Consider the following 17,605-nt stretch of genomic DNA (forward strand, 5'->3'; position numbering starts at 1 on the left):
TCAACGCGCGCCGCCAGGCCTTGCGCCACGCCAGCGCGCGACCCCACCAACGCTTTTTAGCAGAGGAAATACCCCATGAAAGCACCTGTTCGTGTTGCTGTGACCGGCGCTGCCGGCCAGATCGGCTACGCCCTGCTGTTCCGCATCGCCTCGGGCGAAATGCTGGGCAAGCATCAGCCGGTGATCCTGCAATTGCTGGAACTGTCCAACGAGAAGGCCCAGGCCGCGCTCAAGGGCGTGATGATGGAGCTGGAAGACTGCGCGTTCCCGCTGCTGGCCGGCATGGTCGGTACCGACGACGCCGAAGTGGCGTTCAAGGACATCGACGTCGCCCTGCTGGTCGGTGCGCGTCCGCGCGGTCCGGGCATGGAGCGCAAGGACCTGCTGCTGGAGAACGCCAAGATCTTCACCGCGCAGGGCGCGGCGTTGAACAAGGTGGCCAAGCGTGACGTCAAGGTGCTGGTGGTCGGTAACCCAGCCAACACCAATGCCTACATCGCGATGAAGTCGGCGCCGGATCTGAACCCGAAGAACTTCACCGCCATGCTGCGTCTGGACCACAACCGCGCCCTGAGCCAGCTCTCGCTCAAGCTCGGCAAGCCGGTCGGCGGCATCGAGAAGCTGGTGGTCTGGGGCAACCACAGCCCGACCATGTACCCGGACTACCGTTTCGCCACCTCCGATGGCGCATCCATCAATGATGCGATCAACGACCAGGAGTGGAACGCGTCTACCTTCATCCCGACCGTGGGCAAGCGCGGCGCGGCGATCATCGAAGCGCGCGGCCTGTCGTCTGCCGCATCGGCCGCCAATGCCGCCATCGATCACGTGCGTGATTGGGTGCTGGGCAGCAACGGCAAGTGGGTCACCATGGGCGTGCCGTCCGACGGCTCCTACGGCATTCCGGAAGGCGTGATCTTCGGCTTCCCGGTGATCACCGAGAACGGTCAGTACACCCTGGTCAAGGATCTGCCGATCGACGACTTTAGCCAGAAGTACATCGACAAGACCCTGGCCGAGCTGGAAGAAGAGCGCAGCGGCGTGTCGCATCTGCTGGGCTGAGGTTCGCAGCTGTAGTTGCTACGAGAACGCCGGGCACTGCCCGGCGTTTTTTTGTGTCCGCATGCAGGCGCTGGACCTGCATGCGGAGCTCGATCTGCGGCGATGGTCTGCGGACGACGCGAGGCGATGATCTGCACGCACTGCGATGGGTTGCCTTGCCTTGCCGTGTGACGTGGCGTCACCCGTCACCCCGCGGTGCCTGTTACGACAGGCCTTCGGCCTTCAGCGCGGCCTGCACATCGGCATCGGCCTGCATGCGCTTGAAGAACGCATCCAGCGCGGTCAGGCCGCTGAGGTCCACGCCTGCCTTGTTGGCCCACCGTAAGGTCACGAACAGATAGGCGTCGGCGCCGGTATGGCTGTCGCCGGCCAGCCACTGCCGGCCCTGCAGATGCGCATCGACGCGCGTGTAGAGCGCGCGCAACTTGCTGCGTGCATCGTCGTGACTGCGCGTGATCAATGCCTCATCCTGCAGATACGCGGTGCTGCCGAAGATCGGCTTGAAGGTCGGATGCACATCGGCATTCGAAAAGGCGATCCAGCGATTGATTTCGGCGCGGCTACGCGCACTGCCGTCACCGCCCAGGCTGCTGAGCGGCGCAACATCGGCGATGTAATTCAGGATGGCCGCGTTCTGGGTCAATGCCCAATCATCGACCACCAGCAACGGCACTGCGCCAGCGGGATTGAGCTGCAGATACTCGGGCGACTTGATGGTGGTTGCGTCGACTACGACCAGGTCGAACGGAAGCCCGGACCAGCGCAACACAATGTGGTCTGCAAGCGAACAGGCGCCGGGCTTGGTGTAGAGCTTCATGTGCGTCCAGTGAGGAAGAGGGGATGCAAGCTTAGCCGGGTTAGGCGGCAAGCTGTGCTGCCGTCAGAGCCGCAGTGCGGTGATGCGTAGGCGGGCGTATCGCGGCCTCTAGCGCTAGGTGCAGCGCGCTGCGTTAGCGTGCCGCGCTCTGCGCTGTTGCGCCGCTGGCTGGTGATCTTCGACGATCAGCATTCGCTACGCGAAGCGGCCGATCACATCGCCGGCGCCGGCCGCCCAGTCGTGTGAGACGGGTAACACACGCTATATGTCATCGGCATCATCACGCATACCGATTTATTGGCAGCGCAGATGATGCGCTTGCACGCATCACGAGTGCATGCATCACGAGCAATCATGCGCAGAGCCTCTCACGCGCTGGCTCTTGCGAACTGGCGAGCGCGAAAACAGCGAGTCGTTGGTCCAATTCGGTATCGCAACGGTGCGGGCACGTTGCAGCGCGCTATCGGCCCATCGTGCCGTTACGACGCAGTACGCGGGCGCAGCTTCTGTACGCGGTAGAAGGTGTGATCGCCGATGGTTGCAACCTGATACGCATTGCGCCAACTCGGGCTGGCAATCGCGCTGGCAGCAAAGTGGCTCGCGCCAGGTACGATCTCCTTGCGCTGACCCACAGGCAACGCCCAGTTACGTTCTGCGGCGAGGGCAACACCCAACGCCTTGTTCCAGGCATCGTCGTTCTTCAACTGCGTGCCTGGTGCCACGATCGTCGGTGCAAACTGTTTGCGTGCGGTGACCACCTCACACATCGAGTCGCCCCACAAACCGCTGTCCAGCCGACGCAACGCAACTTCCGCAACAGCCTGTTGGCCACGCAAGGTCTGGTCGCGTGCTTCCAGATAAACGGTCGTACTCAAACACAGCGAATCTGCAGCTGGCTGCGGCATCAATTGCGCGAGCCAGAATATCCAAATCATCTTCATACAACTCCTTGCTCCGTATGGGCCGGTCCGCAGAGCCTCCAAAGTGGATGCACCAGTGCGAAAGGCTTGGCGTCATGGGGAGGCGACCTGTCACGGGCCGCCCGGTCTTCGGTGAAAGAGAGATCTACCGAAGGTGCCCACCAAATGAGGTGGGTCAAAAAGTTGGCGCAAGTTAGGCGGCGATCACACAATCTTGGCTGAATGGGCGGGGTTGACGCGGCGCGACATCGGCTGTGCCTGCGTTGTGCCCGCGACGTATCACGCAACGCACCATGTCATGCGCGTCGCATTCGCTCGGCGACAGTTGATCGCGCGCAGTGTTTGGCGCTGATATTGCGTGCATGGCGAAACTAGATCGTTGAAGAACTCTTCTTTCACGCTGGCTGCACGCGTTCTCTGGTGCTGCGAAAAGATAGGCGTCGAATGTACGCGTCGTTGCACGGAAAAATGGTGGTCAGTTGGACGCGCTGCGTGCGTGCATCGCACACCTTGCGGAATCATTTAGCACGTAGTTGTCTGCAAATGGGCACAGCAACTTTGCATGCGATTTCAAACGTTGCGTTATTGCATCGGTATCGCGACGAAACTGATGGCCACGCTTTCGCAGTCATGGTTGCTCAACTGTGTTGCGTGATTCGCTCAGGCGTCACTCGCCAGTCGTACATTCGAGATCACCAAGCTGCGTGGCGCTGTCATGATGATCATGCGCCAGGGTCATGCGCATCGTCAGTTGATGCCCAATCTCCATCTACGATCACACACCCGTCTGCTACCGCAGCGTCAACGTCATTTAGTGAGTCGGGCGGCCACGCGCATTGAATGAGCAAGTGGCTTCGATAAGTACAGTGAAAGGTTTTTTCATGTGTCGGCCATGTTGGCCAATCCGCTAAAGACGTCTAAGGCGACTGAAAGCCTCACAGCTGCCAGGCGTGCGCGGCCTGTCCACCTTGTGGCCTATGCCACTCGCAAACTCCGCTTCTCGTGCGCCGTCCATACCTGTCTGACGATGACTCGCTACGCTTTGTTGGCCGTTAAATATTTCAGCGCGGATCAAGCGAAAAATCTTCGCGCCGTTGTCGTCGAGGATCCACATAGCGTGCATCCCCAAACATGCCGTCAAGTTTGGAGTGGTGTCGTTTCGGCAGCCAATGTTCGCTCAAGTAGCGATGCACGGTTGCTCCATGCCAGCCACAGACACGCCGCGCCGCAGACCACAGGCCCGATTGCCATCGACCATGCAAGCTGCGCTTGAGCTGCGCCGTGCGTGTTGTGCAGACTCAGCAGTAGGCCGACCACGGCGCTGCCCAGGGCAAGCGCAACCTGTGCCACGGCTGTCAGCACGGCAAAGCGGCGAGCTTGTTGTGCGGGGCTGTACTGTATGGAAAGTTCGGCATGGCGCGCCCACACCCATTGTCCGGCGCTGCCCGCCGCCATGCCCACGCAAAGTGCCAGCGCTGCATCCAGCCAGATGCCGCGCGTTGTCTGCAACGCAAACAGCAGCCCACAGCCGACCAGCACTGCACCGCTGTATCCGAGTCGCTGAAACGCGCCGGTGTGCAGGCGTGCTGCCAGTGGTTGTACGACCACCGAGCCCATGGCGTAGCTGATCAGCAGCGCGCTACCCCAACGTTGCGAAATAACCAGTGTCTGCGCCAGATACGGTGCCAGTTTGGTAAACGTAGGCAAGGTCAGCGACAGCAGCGCAATCACTACCAGCGGCAACAGTTGATGATGACGCGAGGATGCGACAAATCGATCGGCAGGCATGCTGTTGACGTCCTGCGTCTGCGATTGCAGCGTCAGACGCAACCACCAGGACGAGGTCACTGCGATACAGCTCGCAATGCAAACAACCGTCATTGCCGTGGCGGCACCCGCATGCGGCCTGGAGAGCAGCAGCCCGATCACTGCGCTCATCGATAAGGCAGCCAGACCGCTGCCGATCAAGCGCAGTGCGCTCACGCCTTGTGCTCCACGCCATGGCCAATGGCAAAGTCCAAGCAACGTGTTCTGCGCAACATCGCCGATGGCGTAGGCCGCACGAAACGGCAGGCTGAGTAACAGCACGCACGGCAGACGTGCAGGTGGTGGTAACAGCGGCACCACAAACAGCAAGGACATCGTCACCGCCGCCAGCGCCATGCCTCGCCATTGCGCGCGTCCGGCCCAGGCCAGGCTGACGCCCGTCTGCCAGCGGCGCGCAGCGAACAGCCCCATTGCGGCACTGACCAGCAGCCCGGCAGCAACCGACACGCCGGCAGCGGTTGCGCTCAGTCCCACGTATTCGGTCAGGGCGAAGATCAGCAACAACTCGCCGGTGTACCAGAGCAGGCTTTTACCGAAGTGCGCAGCCGTGTACGCCAGCAAGGTTTCCATTGACAGGCCAGGGGGCGGGCGCTTTGTCGAAGAAGGCGGCATGCGCCGCTTATACCGTAGCCCCAAGACAAAACGAAGAACGGCGCACGCGAGATGGTGATGAGAGCGCTGGCGCAGACGAGGCTAGGAGCCGTGGCGCCGCAGCTTCAAAGCCCCTCCCGAGCGGAGAGGGGCTTGCGCATCGACCGCTATCGCTCCGGGATGGCGCGGTACCGCCTCATCTGGTGGAGCGCACGCATCAAAACCTCGCAGCGAGCCGGCTGGCCTGGTTGATCGCGCGCTTGGCGTCCAGTTCGGCGGCCACGTCCGCGCCGCCGATCAGATGCGGTTGCTGGCCGTTGGCCTGCAGCGCGGCCAGCAGCTCGCGTCGCGGTTCCTGACCGGCACAGATCACCACCGTGCCCACGTCGAGCAATTGCTCGGTGCCGTCCACGCGAATGCGCAGGCCGGCATCGTCCACGCCCAGATACTCCACGCCGCCGAGCATCTTGACGCCCTTGGCCTTGAGCGTTGCGCGGTGGATCCAGCCGGTGGTCTTGCCCAGGCGGGCACCCGGGCGCCCAGGGCTGCGCTGCAGCAGCCAGACCTGACGGGCAGGGGGCTCGGGTTGCGGTTTGGCCAGCGCGCCGCGCGCCTCGAAGGTCGGGTCCACGCCCCATTCGGCCATCCAGCGCTGCGGATCCAGCGCTGACGACTCCCCGGCGTGCACCAGGAATTCGCCGACATCGAAACCGATGCCACCCGCGCCGATGATCGCCACCTTGGGGGCAGCCACATGCCGACCCAACACCACATCCAGGTAGTTCACCACCATCGGGTGGTCGGCGCCGGGGAAGTCGACCTTGCGCGGCTCGATGCCGGTCGCCAGCACAACCTCGTCGAAGTCCGTGAGGTCTGCTGCCTGCACGTGCCTGTTCAGACGCAACTGGACGCCGGTGGCTTCGATCCGGTGACGGAAATAGCGCAGCGTTTCGTTGAATTCTTCCTTGCCGGGGATACGCCTGGCTATATTGAACTGCCCGCCAATCTCGCTGCCCGCATCGAACAAGGTGACGCGATGGCCGCGCTCGGCCGCCACCGTCGCGCACGCCAGCCCCGCCGGTCCGGCGCCGACCACGGCAATGCGCTTGGGTGTCGTCGTGGGCGTATAGATCAGCTCGGTTTCGTGCACCGCGCGCGGGTTGACCAGGCAGGTAGCCAGTTTGTTTTCGAACACGTGATCCAGGCAGGCCTGGTTGCAGGCGATACACGTATTGATGGCATGCGACTGCCCGGCGCGGGCCTTGTTGGTCCACTGCGGGTCGGCCAGCAGCGGGCGCGCCAGCGACACCATGTCCGCTGCGCCGTCGGACAGAATGCGTTCTGCCACTTCCGGCATGTTGATGCGGTTGCTCGCCACCACCGGAATGCGCAGGTGCGGTTTGAGCTTGGCGGTAACGCCGGCGAATGCGGCGCGTGGCACCGAGGTGGCGATGGTCGGTACGCGCGCTTCATGCCAACCGATGCCGGAGTTGATGATGGTCGCGCCGGCGGCTTCGATGGCCTGCGCCTGCGCCACGATCTCCTGCCACTGGTTGCCGTCTTCGACCAGGTCCACCAGCGACAGCCGGTAGATGATGATGAAGTCCGGCCCGCAGGTTTCACGGATGCGGCGCACGATCTCCACCGCAAACCGCATGCGCTTGGTTGCGTCACCGCCCCAGGCATCGCTGCGCTTGTTGGTCCGCGCGGCGGTGAACTCGTTGATCAGATAGCCTTCCGAGCCCATCACCTCGACACCGTCGTAGCCGGCCTCGCGCGCCAGCCGCGCGGCGCGCGCATAGGCGGCAATCTGCCGGTCCACCGCCGCTGCCGACAACGCGCGCGGGGTGAACGGGTTGATCGGTGCCTGCAGCTTGGACGGCGCCACCGACAACGGGTGATACGCATAGCGCCCGGCGTGCAGCAACTGCATGCAGATCTTGGCGCCTTGTTCGTGCACCGCCCGGGTGACCTGGCGGTGCGGGCGCACTTCCCAAGGCCACGACAGCTTGCCGCCGAACGGCTTGAGCCAACCCACCACGTTCGGCGAGAAGCCGCCGGTGACGATCAGGCCGACGCCGCCCGCCGCCCGTTCGGCGAAATAGGCGGCCAACCTGGGGAAATCGCGCGCGCGATCTTCCAGCCCGGTGTGCATCGAGCCCATCAGGACGCGATTGCGCAATTGGGTGAAACCCAGATCGAGTGGCGTGAATAGGTACGGGAAGGAGGCGGCGGAAGGGCCGGTGGCGGGCGACATGATATGGATACGCTGGCGTACGGAGTGCGCACGATGCAGGCAAACGCGCGTGGCGGCAAGTCCCAAGGTGCCGGATTTGGCGCTGCCGGCCGCGACGCACCTGCTAGTTGGCCGACGTCACACCGTCCGCTATGCCAAGACCTGCCTTACCGAGCGTCTGCCTATGCGGCGGCGGCGCTTGATCACAGCGTTCGTGCAGCCCGAAAGCTGGCGCAGGCGCCTCCGGGCTGCAGTTCACTGCCGTGCAAACAGGCGGCGCCAGCCGCTGCGGCTACCACCCGGCCAGTACCAGCTTGCCGATGGTGCTGCCGCCCTCCAGCCGCCGATGCGCTTCGCGCAGGTTGTCGGCATTGATTGGCGACAGCGTCTCGGTATGCGTCGTGCGCAGCTCGCCAGCATCGATCAGGCTCGCGGCACGGTTGAGGATGCGGTGCTGCTCCACCATGTCGTCGGTGGCGTAGCGCGACCGTGCGAACATCAGCTCCCAATGGATGCCGATGCACTTGGACTTGTAGGGGTCGCCAATCATCAGCGGGCCGCGTGGCTCGACAATCAGGCCCACATGCCCCTGCGGCGCCAGGATCTCGCCCAGCTGCTGCCAGTAGCGGTCGGTATCGGCCAGATTCAGTGCTGCATCCACCTGTTGCAGACCCAGCGCCTGCAACTGCGGGTGCAGCGGTTGATGGTGGTCGATGACATGTTGCGCCCCCATCTGCCGCACCCATTCGATGCTCTCCGGGCGCGAGGCGGTGGCGATCACCGTGAAGCCGGCGTGCCGCGCCAGCTGGATCGCGATCGAACCCACCCCGCCAGCGCCGCCGATAATCAACAGATGCCGGCCGCGGTTGCGTGCGCCATCGAATGCGAACGGCATGCGCTGAAACAGCAGCTCCCACGCGGTCAGCGTGGTCAATGGCAATGCGGCCGCCTGGGCAAAACTCAGCGAGGTGGGTTTGCACCCGGCAATGCGCGCATCCACCAGTTGATACTGCGCGTTGCTGCCCGGCCGGCCGATGTCGCCGGCGTAGTACACCTCGTCGCCCACGGCAAACGCAGTGACCTCCGGGCCCACCGCTTCGATCACGCCCGCAGCGTCGTATCCCAGAATTTTTGGCTCGGCCAGGGGCTGCGGCTTGGGCGCGCGCACTTTGGTATCGACCGGATTGACCGAGATCGCTTCAACGCGGACCAATAAGTCATACCCCGACGGCGCTGCCGGGGCGGGCGCGTCGATGTCAAGCAGCGATGCCGGATCGTCGATCGGCAGATAACGGGTAAGGACGACGGCTTTCATCGGGGCGCTCCTGGTGGGGAGTTCAGGGTGCGTTGTGAAGCGAGGCGGCTGCAACCACCGACCCCGCAATTCAGCTCGGACGGGGCGTTGCGTTCACCAATGTGGTTTTCGATGCCGACGGAACCGCTGCGAACCGGCATGCCTGTAACCGTCTTCAACCGGCTCAAGTCGGCTACCGTTCAGATGCGCTGATACGCGGAAGTGGGTGCCCCGTCCTTTCCTTCATGAAACTGTATACGTAGTATTGGATGGGCTGCGCCGCCATGGTGATTGCTTTCACATGTTATATGACCGTTAACGCGATCTTCACTGAAGCCGGCTTAATCTGCGCCCCGATGGCTCTGGATGTGATGAGCATCTTTACCAAGAACACGCCTCTATCGGTTTATCTCCCAAAGAAGGAGCTGTATAAATGAACAAGAAAATTCTCACTGCCGCGTTGCTCGGCGGTCTGGCAGTTGCCCAGGCTGCTTCCGCGCAGGAGTTCGATGACCGTTGGTACCTGACCGGTAGCGCTGGCTTCAACTTCCAGGACAGCGATCGTCTGACCAATGATGCTCCGTTCGTCACCCTGGGCCTGGGCAAGTTTGTCAGCCCGAACTGGTCGATCGACGGTGAACTGAACTATCAGAACCCGAACTTCGATGCCAACCAGGATCAGAACTGGAGCCAGTACGGCATCTCGTTCGACCTGCGTCGCCACTTCATCCAGGAAGGCCGCGGCTGGAACCCCTACCTGCTGTTCGGTCTGGGCTATCAGCGTTCGGAAGAAGAGTTCGACGCAACCCCGAACCCGGTTTCGCCGGGCCAGCAGAAGGACGGCAACTTTGCCGCCAAGGCTGGTGTCGGTCTGCAGACCACCTTCGACAAGCGCGTCGCCGTGCGTGCTGAACTGGCCTACCGCGCCGACTTCAACGACCAGAGCGTTGCTGCTCCGCAGGAAGACTGGTTCGGCGACGTGCTGGCTTCGGTCGGCGTCGTGATCCCGTTGGGACCGGCTCCGTCGACCGCGCCGCCGCCGGCTCCGGCTCCGGTTGCTCCGAGCTGCGCAGACCTGGATGACGACGGTGACGGCGTCAACAACTGCGACGACAAGTGCCCGGCTTCGCAGCCTGGCCAGACCATCGGTCCGGACGGTTGCCCGGTGCCTGTGTCGATCGACCTGAAGGGCGTGAACTTCGACTTCAACAAGTCGACCCTGCGTCCTGACGCAATGTCGATCCTGAGCGAAGCGACCGAGATCCTGAAGCGTTACCCCGACCTGAAGGTCGAGGTTGCCGGTCACACCGACTCGAAGGGTACCGACGCGTACAACCAGAAGCTGTCCGAGCGTCGTGCGACCACCGTGTACGACTACCTGACCAAGAACGGCGTCGATGCGTCGCGTCTGGTCGGCCCGATCGGCTACGGCGAGAGCCGTCCGATTGCTCCGAACGCCAACCCGGATGGTTCCGACAATCCGGAAGGCCGTGCGAAGAACCGTCGTACCGAGCTGAACGTCCAGAACTAATCGGACCGCTAGCTTGTTCCATACAAAACCCGGCCTTGCGCCGGGTTTTGTCTATGTGCGCTCCGAACGTCCCCACATTCCTCCGCGCACAGGCTGCAATGCTGTCTGTGTTGCCATCCCGGCACGGTTCCGGTTGAAACAGCGTTCATCGCTGCCTACACTCGCCGCGTCGACACCACACTCTTATTGGAAGAACCAACGATGCTGCGTACCGCTTCGGCAGGATTGCTCTGTCTCGCCTTGATTCCCGCCGCCTACGCCGCTCCGAACTGCGCCGGCAGCACGGTGTCCCAGCCGCTGCCGTTGCCCGCCACCGTCATCGCACCGGCAGCCGCCGAGTTCTACACCCGCAGCGTGCAGCTGGGCATGCCCACCGGCGTGCTGGCACAGCCGTATAGCAGCGATCAGTCGGTGGACCGCGTGCTGCTGCGCCTGCGCGTGGAAGGTTGCCAGGATCTGGCCAAGGTCATTCCGCCGGGCGGCACCGTCAATCCGAACGATCCGGCGGCCTACAAGGCCACCACCGCGTTCGACAACACGCCGTGGCGCTTCGACATGAGCCAGAACGGCAAGCGCATGACCGCCGAAGAGTTCGATGCCTGGATGAAGGCGCGCGGCGTGCGTGTGGTCAAGGCGCGCCCGGTTGCCGGCGCAGCGCCGGCGGCAGCGGTGCCCGCACCGGCGGCCGACGCCAAGCCGGTCGAAAACAAGTAAGCCGCGCGGTCGGGACGGTATGCCCCGGCGACCTCCGCCGGCCACGTCCCGGCATCGCAACCGTGGGTCGGCGGCGCCAACGCGTGTCTCGCGTCCATCGGCGGCAGGGCCGGTGACCGCCCTGCCACGGCATGGGCTGGCACGGGTGTTATCCAAGCTAGGGGTGTGTTCGCGCACCGAAGCGGCACGCTGGATCGCCGATGGGCGCGTCAGCGTGGATGCGCGGGTGATCCGCGACCCCGAATGTCCGATCCGTGCCGACCAGCACGAGGCGATCACGGTCAATGGCCAGCCGTTGGCCGGGCCTGCGCGGGTCTATCTGATGCTCAACAAGCCGCGCGGCGTGGTCACCACGGTGCGCGACGAGCAGGGCAGGGACACGGTGTATCGCTGTTTCGATGGCGCCGGCCTGCCGTGGATTGCGCCGGTGGGGCGCCTGGACAAGGCCAGCGAGGGCTTGCTGCTTTTCAGCAACGACCCGCAATGGGCGGCGGCGGTGACCGACCCGGCGAACGGGCCCGACAAGACCTATCACGTGCAGGTCGACTGCCGGCCCGGCGCCGCGCAGCTGGCGCAGCTGCAGGCCGGAGTGATCGATCCCGACCCCGACGGTGATGGCGCGCTGCTGCGCGCCAAGCAGGTGCGTTTGCTGCGTGAGGGCGAGCGCAATGCGTGGCTGGAAATCGTGCTGGACGAAGGCCGCAACCGGCAGATTCGTCGGTTGCTGGCGGCCGTGGAGATCGGGGTGCTGCGGCTGGTGCGCGTGGCGATCGGGTCGCTGCCGATGGGCGCGTTGGGCAAAGGCGCCTGGCGGATGCTCAGCGCGGAGGAAGTCCAGGCGCTGACGTCGGCTCCCGCCAGCGTGCCAGACGCGCGCTGAGCAGCGCGCTGACGACCTCGACGGCGCGTGCATCGCCGGCGCCATTGGCATCGTGGCGCCGTCCTTTGGCGTGATTGCAGCCGGCACAGGCCAGCGCCAGATTGCGCGCGTCGTTGGGGTCGTCGCCAACCAGCGCGCACAGCGCTGCCGCCGCGCGGCGTCCGAACCAGGCCTGCGGGACCACGTGTTCGAGGGTGGTGTGGCCCAGCGGTTCGCCATCGACACGAATCTGCAGGCGGCGACGGCAATGCAGGCAGCGGGTTTCCCAACTGCCGGCGAGCAGCTGCGCCTGGGCATCGGTGTGCGCCGCGAGCAGGAGCCGTTGGCGCAGCACCGTGCGCATGCTCAGGCCTGAATCACGTCCAGTTCGCGGCCGATCTTGATGAAGGCGTCGATGGCCTGATCCAGATGTTCGCGGGTATGCGCGGCACTGATCTGGGTGCGGATACGCGCCTGCCCCTTGGGCACCACTGGGAAGAAGAAGCCGATGGCGTAGATGCCTTCTTCCAGCAGGCGCTCGGCGAACTTTTGCGCCAACGGTGCGTCGTAGAGCATCACCGGGCTAATCGGATGCACGCCGGGCTTGAGGTCGAAGCCGGCGGCGGTCATGCGCTCGCGGAAATAGCGGGTGTTGTCGACCAGTTGCGTGCGCAGGTCGCCGGCCGCTTCCAGCATGTCGAACGCCTTGATGCCGGCGGCTACCACGTGCGGCGGCAACGAATTGGAGAACAGGTAGGGGCGCGAGCGCTGGCGCAGCAGTTCGATCACCTCGCGCTTTGCGGTAGTGAAACCACCCAGCGCGCCGCCCATCGCCTTGCCCAGGGTGCCGGTGAAGATGTCGATCTGGTCCAGCACGCCCTTGACCTCGGCCGAGCCGCGCCCGGTGGCACCGAGAAAGCCGGTGGCGTGGCATTCGTCGATGTGCACCAACGCGTTGTACTTGCGCGCCAGCGCAGTGATCTCGTCCAGCGGCGCGATGAAGCCGTCCATCGAGAACACGCCGTCGCTGGTGATCAGTTTTGTCTTGCAGCCGGCCGCATCGGCGGCCTGCAGCTGCGCTTCCAGATCGGCCATGTCGCAGTTGGCGTAGCGGAAGCGCTTGGCCTTGCACAGGCGCACGCCGTCGATGATGGAGGCATGGTTGAGTGCGTCGGAAATGATGGCATCGTGCTCGCCGAGCAACGGCTCGAACAGGCCACCGTTGGCATCGAAACAGGCCGCATACAGAATGGTGTCTTCGGTGCCGAAGAACGCGGCGATGGTGCGCTCGAGCTGCTTATGCAGATCCTGGGTGCCGCAGATGAAACGCACCGATGCCATGCCGAAGCCGTGCGTGTCCAGTGCGTCCTTGGCGGCCTGGATGATGTCCGGGTGGTCGGCCAGGCCCAGGTAGTTGTTGGCGCAGAAGTTGAGCACGCTGCGGCCGTCGGCCAGCGTGATCCGCGCCGACTGCGGGCCGGTGATGATGCGCTCGGACTTGAACAGGCCCTGGGACTGGATCGTCTCCAGTTCGGCGGCGTAGTGGGCGGTGAGCGCGGCAGGCGGACGGGTCATGGCGGTCGCTGTGGCAAAGAAAGAAGCGCAATGTTAACGATCACAATGGCATACCACTACGTCATGCAAAATCGGCATAAGCGGCGGCACTGATGTCATTTCACCGCCCGCGTGCCGCTGCGCAGCATGGCATGCTTGCTGTTCAGCTGCGCCCACCGGCCAGGAGATCGTTGTGACACACCCCCGTATCCGTCTTGCTTCCCTTCTTTGCACCCTGCTGGCCCTGGCCGGACCGGCGGGGGCGCGCGACATCGGGCTGCTCAATGTGAGCTACGACCCTACGCGCGAGTTTTACCGCGACTACAACACGGTGTTTGCGGCGCAGTGGAAGCAGCAACACCCGCAGGACACAGTCACCGTGGAGACCTCGCATGGTGGCTCCGGCAAGCAGGCACGCGCAGTGATCGACGGGATCGAGGCGGACGTGGTCACGCTGGCCCTGGCATACGACGTGGATGCCATCGCGCAGAAGGCCAAGTTGATCGATACCGATTGGGAGAAGCGACTGCCCGACAACAGCGCGCCGTATACCTCCACGATCGTGTTCCTGGTGCGTAAGGGCAACCCGAAGAACATCCACGATTGGCCGGATCTGCTGCGCTCTGGCGTGGCGGTGGTGACCCCCAACCCCAAGACCTCCGGTGGCGCGCGCTGGAACTATCTGGCCGCCTGGGCCTACGCCGATCACATCTTCAAGGGCGATCGCGAACGCATCCTGCGCTATATGCAGGCGCTGTTCCGCAACGTGCCGGTGCTGGATACCGGCGCACGCGGCGCCACCACGACCTTCGTGCAGCGCGGCATCGGCGATGTGCTGCTGGCCTGGGAAAACGAGGCGTTGCTGGCGCGCGAAGAGTTGGGCAAGGACAAGTTCGAGATCGTGGTGCCGAAGTTGTCGATCCTGGCCGAGCCGTCGGTGGCGCTGGTCGACAAGAACGTGGACAAGCACGGCACGCGCGATGTGGCCGAGGCCTATCTGCGTTATCTGTACGCGCCGGAAGGCCAGAAGCTGGCCGCCAAGCATTTCTATCGCCCGCGCCACCCCGAATTCGCCGACCCGGCGGACCTGGCCCGCTTCCCGGACATCAAGCTGGTCACCATCCAGCAGGCGTTCGGCTCCTGGGATAAGGCGCAGCAGGAACACTTCGCCGATGGCGGCCTGTTCGACCAGATCCAGGCCAAGAAGTAGGCATGCAGACGTCGGTTGCACGCCCAGCGTCGCCATCGCGCCGACGCGTGATGCCGGGGCTGGGCCTGAGTCTGGGCATCACCCTGACCTGGCTCGGCTTGATCGTGCTGATCCCGCTGCTGGGGATCTTCATCAAGACCAGCGGCCTGGGCTGGGAAGGCTTGTGGAAGGTATGGAGCGAGCCGCGCGTGCTGTCGGCGTTGCGGGTGAGCTTCGGCACGGCCTTCGTCGCGGGCGCATTCAATGCGGTGATGGGTACCTGGGTGGCGTGGGTGTTCGTGCGTTACAGCTTTCCGGGCAAGCGCTTGTTCGATGCGGTGATCGACCTGCCGTTTGCGTTGCCGACGGCCGTGGCCGGCATTGCCTTGACCGCGCTGTACGGTGGCAACGGCTGGGTCGGGCGGTGGCTGGAGGCGATCGGCATCAAGGTTGCGTACACCCAGCTGGGCATCGTGCTGGCGCTGGTGTTCGTCGGGTTGCCGTTCGTGGTGCGGGTAGTGCAGCCGGTGCTGGCCGAAAGCGAGCGTGAGCTGGAAGCGGCCGCCGCCACGTTGGGCGCCTCGCGCTGGCAGACGGTGTGGCGGGTGGTGCTGCCGGGGTTGTGGCCGGCGGTGCTGACCGGGTTCGCACTGGCGTTTGCGCGCGGGGTGGGCGAGTACGGCTCGGTGATCTTCATCGCCGGCAACCTGCCTAATTCCACCGAGATAGCGCCGCTGCTGATCACCATCCGGCTGGAAGAATTCGACTATGCCGGTGCCACCGCAATCGCAGCGGCAATGCTGTTGCTGTCGTTCGTGATGCTGCTGCTGGTCAACACGCTGCAGGCACGCCTGTTGCGCTATCAACGGAGGTCCGCATGAGCGATGCTGTTTCATCGCTGCCTTCCATAGTGCAGACCCGCGCGATGACCGAGCAGGCACGCCGCATCACCGATTCGGCCACCAACGAGCCGCGCTGGGTGCAGTGGCTGATGATTCTGGGGGCGCTGGTCTTTCTGCTGGCGTTCTTGCTGCTGCCGCTGGTGCTGGTATTTGCCGAAGCGCTGCGCGGCGGCTGGGAAGTGTTTTTGCGCGCGGTGGTCGACCCGGATGCGTTGTCGGCGATCAAGCTGACGCTGCTGGTGACGGCGATCGTGTTGCCGTTGAACCTGATCTTCGGCGTTGCCGCCGCGTGGGCCATCAGCAAACATCAGTTCTGGGGCAAACGCCTGCTGGTCAGTCTGATCGACCTGCCGTTCTCGGTTTCGCCGGTAGTGGCGGGCTTGATCTTCGTGCTGATCTTCGGCCGCAGCGGTTGGGCCTGGCCGTTGATCGACGAAGGGTGGCGGGTGCAGTTGCCGGCCTTGGGCGAGCTGGTGATCCAGCTGCCGCGGATCGTGTTCGCGCTGCCGGGCATCGTGCTGGCGACGACTTTTGTCACCTTCCCGTTCATTGCGCGCGAGTTGATGCCGCTGATGGAGCAGCAGGGCAGCGACGAAGAACTGGCCGCGCTGAGTCTGGGTGCGAATGGCTGGCAGATGTTCTGGCGCGTGACCTTGCCCAATATCCGCTGGGGCCTGTTGTATGGCGTGTTGCTGTGCGCGGCGCGCGCGATGGGCGAGTTTGGCGCGGTATCGGTGGTGTCCGGGCATATTCGCGGGCGCACCAATACGCTGCCGCTGCATGTGGAAATTCTTTACAACGAATACGCCTACAGCGCCGCGTTCGCGTGCGCGTCGCTGCTGGCCTTGACCGCGCTGCTGACGCTGGCGCTGAAGACGTATCTGGAATGGCGGCACGGCGATTCGCTGGCCGCCAACCACCGCCATTGAGGTGACCATGGGCATCCGCATCCACCGCCTGCGCAAGCAGTTCGAGACCTTTACCGCCTTGGACGACATCACCCTGGATGTGCGTCAGGGCGAGTTGCTCGCCTTGCTCGGCCCCTCGGGCTCGGGCAAGACCACGCTGCTGCGGATCATGGCCGGGCTGGAGCATGCCGATGGCGGGCAGGTGCTGTTCGGCGACGAAGATGCTACCCGCATGAGCGTGCAGTCGCGCCGGGTCGGCTTCGTGTTTCAGCACTATGCGTTGTTCAAGCATATGGACGTGTTCGAGAACATCGCTTTCGGGCTGCGGGTGCGCCGCGGCAACGAGCGCTGGGCCGAAGCGCGTATCCGTGCGCGTGTGGAAGAGCTGCTGGCGCTGGTGCAATTGCAGGGCCTGGAGCAACGCTATCCCACCCAGCTCTCGGGTGGGCAGCGGCAGCGGGTGGCACTGGCGCGTGCGTTGGCGATCGAGCCGCGCGTGCTGCTGCTGGACGAGCCGTTCGGCGCGCTGGATGCGCAGGTGCGCCGCGATCTGCGGCGCTGGCTGCGCGCGCTGCACGAACAGACCGGTCTGACCACGGTGTTCGTGACTCATGATCAGGAAGAAGCGCTGGAACTGGCCGACCGTGTCGCCATCCTCAACCGTGGCCGCATCGAGCAACTCGACACCCCGGCGATGATCTACGACAAACCGGCTTCGCCGTTCGTGTATTCGTTCGTGGGTGCGGTGAACCGCATTCCCGGTGTGCTGGCGCAAGGGCAGATCCAGGTGGCAGGCCACGCGTTGCCGGCTGCTAACGCCGCACTGGCCGCCGGCCCGGTCGAGGTGTACGTGCGTCCGGAAGATCTGGTGCCCGACGACGCCGGCTGGCCGGCCACGGTGGCCTGGTCGCAGCGTAGTGGGGCGCGCCTGCGTCTGCGCGCCACGCTGCAGCCTGCCGGCAACGAGGTGGAAGTGGAACTACCGGCCTCGGCAGGAAGCTTCGAGCCCGGTCAGCAGCTGCGACTGGCCGCACGGCACTACGGCGTGTTTCCAGCCTGATGCAGACAGGCGGGCGACGCCCTGCGACTGGGTAAGCGATCGCTACCGACGATTCGCCAGAGGAGCCCTGCTACGGTTGGTGCGAATCCTCACTTCCCATTCCGCACTCTCCGCCATCAAGATTCGGCGCAATCGGTCGAT

Annotated in this window: 14 protein-coding genes, 1 other RNA gene and 1 pseudogene; 9 read left to right on the forward strand and 7 right to left on the reverse strand. The window is 64.4% G+C overall.

Going from position 1 to position 17,605, the window contains the following annotated elements; genetic code table 11:
- Nucleotides 1–75: 75 nt before the first annotated feature.
- Nucleotides 76–1,062, forward strand: a complete 987-nt coding sequence (locus ACCQ06_RS05735; protein WP_316690979.1) for a malate dehydrogenase — start codon at nt 76–78, stop codon at nt 1,060–1,062.
- 202 nt (nt 1,063–1,264) lie between these two features.
- Here the strand turns inward: ACCQ06_RS05735 and ACCQ06_RS05740 are convergent, their stop codons facing one another.
- Nucleotides 1,265–1,879, reverse strand: coding sequence for a glutathione binding-like protein (locus ACCQ06_RS05740; protein WP_316690981.1), 615 nt, complete (start codon nt 1,877–1,879; stop codon nt 1,265–1,267).
- Between the two features lie 479 nt (nt 1,880–2,358).
- Nucleotides 2,359–2,820 (reverse strand): cell wall hydrolase, encoded by a 462-nt coding sequence (locus tag ACCQ06_RS05745; RefSeq protein ID WP_055846073.1) that lies wholly within the window; start codon nt 2,818–2,820, stop codon nt 2,359–2,361.
- 954 nt (nt 2,821–3,774) lie between these two features.
- On the opposite strand from ACCQ06_RS05745, the gene ACCQ06_RS05750 reads away from it, so the two are divergent.
- Nucleotides 3,775–3,850: non-coding RNA, sX9 sRNA (locus ACCQ06_RS05750), on the forward strand.
- An 86-nt stretch (nt 3,851–3,936) separates the two neighbouring features.
- Here ACCQ06_RS05750 and ACCQ06_RS05755 read toward each other — a convergent pair.
- From ACCQ06_RS05755 to ACCQ06_RS05765, 3 genes are all read right to left on the reverse strand, one after another.
- On the reverse strand, nt 3,937–5,196 hold the full coding sequence (locus tag ACCQ06_RS05755) for an MFS transporter (protein ID WP_316690982.1): 1,260 nt from the start codon (nt 5,194–5,196) through the stop codon (nt 3,937–3,939).
- Between the two features lie 238 nt (nt 5,197–5,434).
- Nucleotides 5,435–7,474: an FAD-dependent oxidoreductase gene (locus tag ACCQ06_RS05760; protein ID WP_316690984.1), complete on the reverse strand. Its 2,040-nt coding sequence runs from the start codon at nt 7,472–7,474 to the stop codon at nt 5,435–5,437.
- A 271-nt stretch (nt 7,475–7,745) separates the two neighbouring features.
- Nucleotides 7,746–8,768: a zinc-binding alcohol dehydrogenase family protein gene (locus ACCQ06_RS05765; RefSeq protein ID WP_228324014.1), complete on the reverse strand. Its 1,023-nt coding sequence runs from the start codon at nt 8,766–8,768 to the stop codon at nt 7,746–7,748.
- 412 nt (nt 8,769–9,180) lie between these two features.
- Between ACCQ06_RS05765 and ACCQ06_RS05770 the strand changes: the two genes are divergently transcribed.
- The 3 genes from ACCQ06_RS05770 (at nt 9,181) to ACCQ06_RS05780 (ending at nt 11,872) form a co-directional block, all read left to right on the forward strand.
- Nucleotides 9,181–10,278 (forward strand): OmpA family protein, encoded by a 1,098-nt coding sequence (locus ACCQ06_RS05770; protein ID WP_055846063.1) that lies wholly within the window; start codon nt 9,181–9,183, stop codon nt 10,276–10,278.
- Nucleotides 10,279–10,479: 201 nt separating this feature from the next.
- A complete protein-coding gene (locus ACCQ06_RS05775; protein ID WP_316690988.1) occupies nt 10,480–10,992 on the forward strand; it encodes a hypothetical protein in 513 nt (170 codons plus the stop codon).
- Between the two features lie 19 nt (nt 10,993–11,011).
- The gene (locus ACCQ06_RS05780) at nt 11,012–11,872 is read left to right on the forward strand and encodes a pseudouridine synthase (protein WP_316690990.1); all 861 of its coding nucleotides are present in this window, start codon (nt 11,012–11,014) and stop codon (nt 11,870–11,872) included.
- Here ACCQ06_RS05780 and ACCQ06_RS05785 read toward each other — a convergent pair.
- Both ACCQ06_RS05785 and kbl read right to left on the reverse strand, forming a co-directional pair.
- Entirely contained in the window at nt 11,811–12,215 is a 405-nt protein-coding gene (locus ACCQ06_RS05785; protein WP_228324011.1) for an HNH endonuclease, read from the reverse strand. The genes ACCQ06_RS05780 and ACCQ06_RS05785 overlap by 62 nt on opposite strands.
- A gap of 2 nt (nt 12,216–12,217) precedes the next feature.
- Complete coding sequence (gene kbl, locus ACCQ06_RS05790; RefSeq protein WP_228324010.1) at nt 12,218–13,426, reverse strand: glycine C-acetyltransferase; 1,209 nt, start codon at nt 13,424–13,426, stop codon at nt 12,218–12,220.
- Between the two features lie 92 nt (nt 13,427–13,518).
- Here kbl and ACCQ06_RS05795 point away from each other — a divergent pair.
- The 4 genes and pseudogenes from ACCQ06_RS05795 (at nt 13,519) to ACCQ06_RS05810 (ending at nt 17,464) form a co-directional block, all read left to right on the forward strand.
- Nucleotides 13,519–14,615: pseudogene (locus ACCQ06_RS05795) on the forward strand (sulfate ABC transporter substrate-binding protein).
- A gap of 2 nt (nt 14,616–14,617) precedes the next feature.
- A complete protein-coding gene (gene cysT / locus ACCQ06_RS05800; protein WP_316690992.1) occupies nt 14,618–15,475 on the forward strand; it encodes a sulfate ABC transporter permease subunit CysT in 858 nt (285 codons plus the stop codon).
- Nucleotides 15,472–16,425 carry a sulfate ABC transporter permease subunit CysW gene (gene cysW / locus ACCQ06_RS05805; RefSeq protein WP_104616971.1) on the forward strand — a complete coding sequence of 318 codons (954 nt, stop codon included), beginning with the start codon at nt 15,472–15,474 and terminating at the stop codon, nt 16,423–16,425. Before cysT ends, cysW begins: the two co-directional genes overlap by 4 nt.
- A 7-nt stretch (nt 16,426–16,432) precedes the next feature.
- On the forward strand, nt 16,433–17,464 hold the full coding sequence (locus ACCQ06_RS05810) for a sulfate/molybdate ABC transporter ATP-binding protein (RefSeq protein ID WP_104616978.1): 1,032 nt from the start codon (nt 16,433–16,435) through the stop codon (nt 17,462–17,464).
- The last annotated feature ends 141 nt before the right edge of the window (nt 17,465–17,605 follow it).

This window comes from Xanthomonas sp. NCPPB 4467 (assembly GCF_041475665.2).
In the GTDB taxonomy this organism is placed as follows: domain Bacteria; phylum Pseudomonadota; class Gammaproteobacteria; order Xanthomonadales; family Xanthomonadaceae; genus Xanthomonas; species Xanthomonas dyei.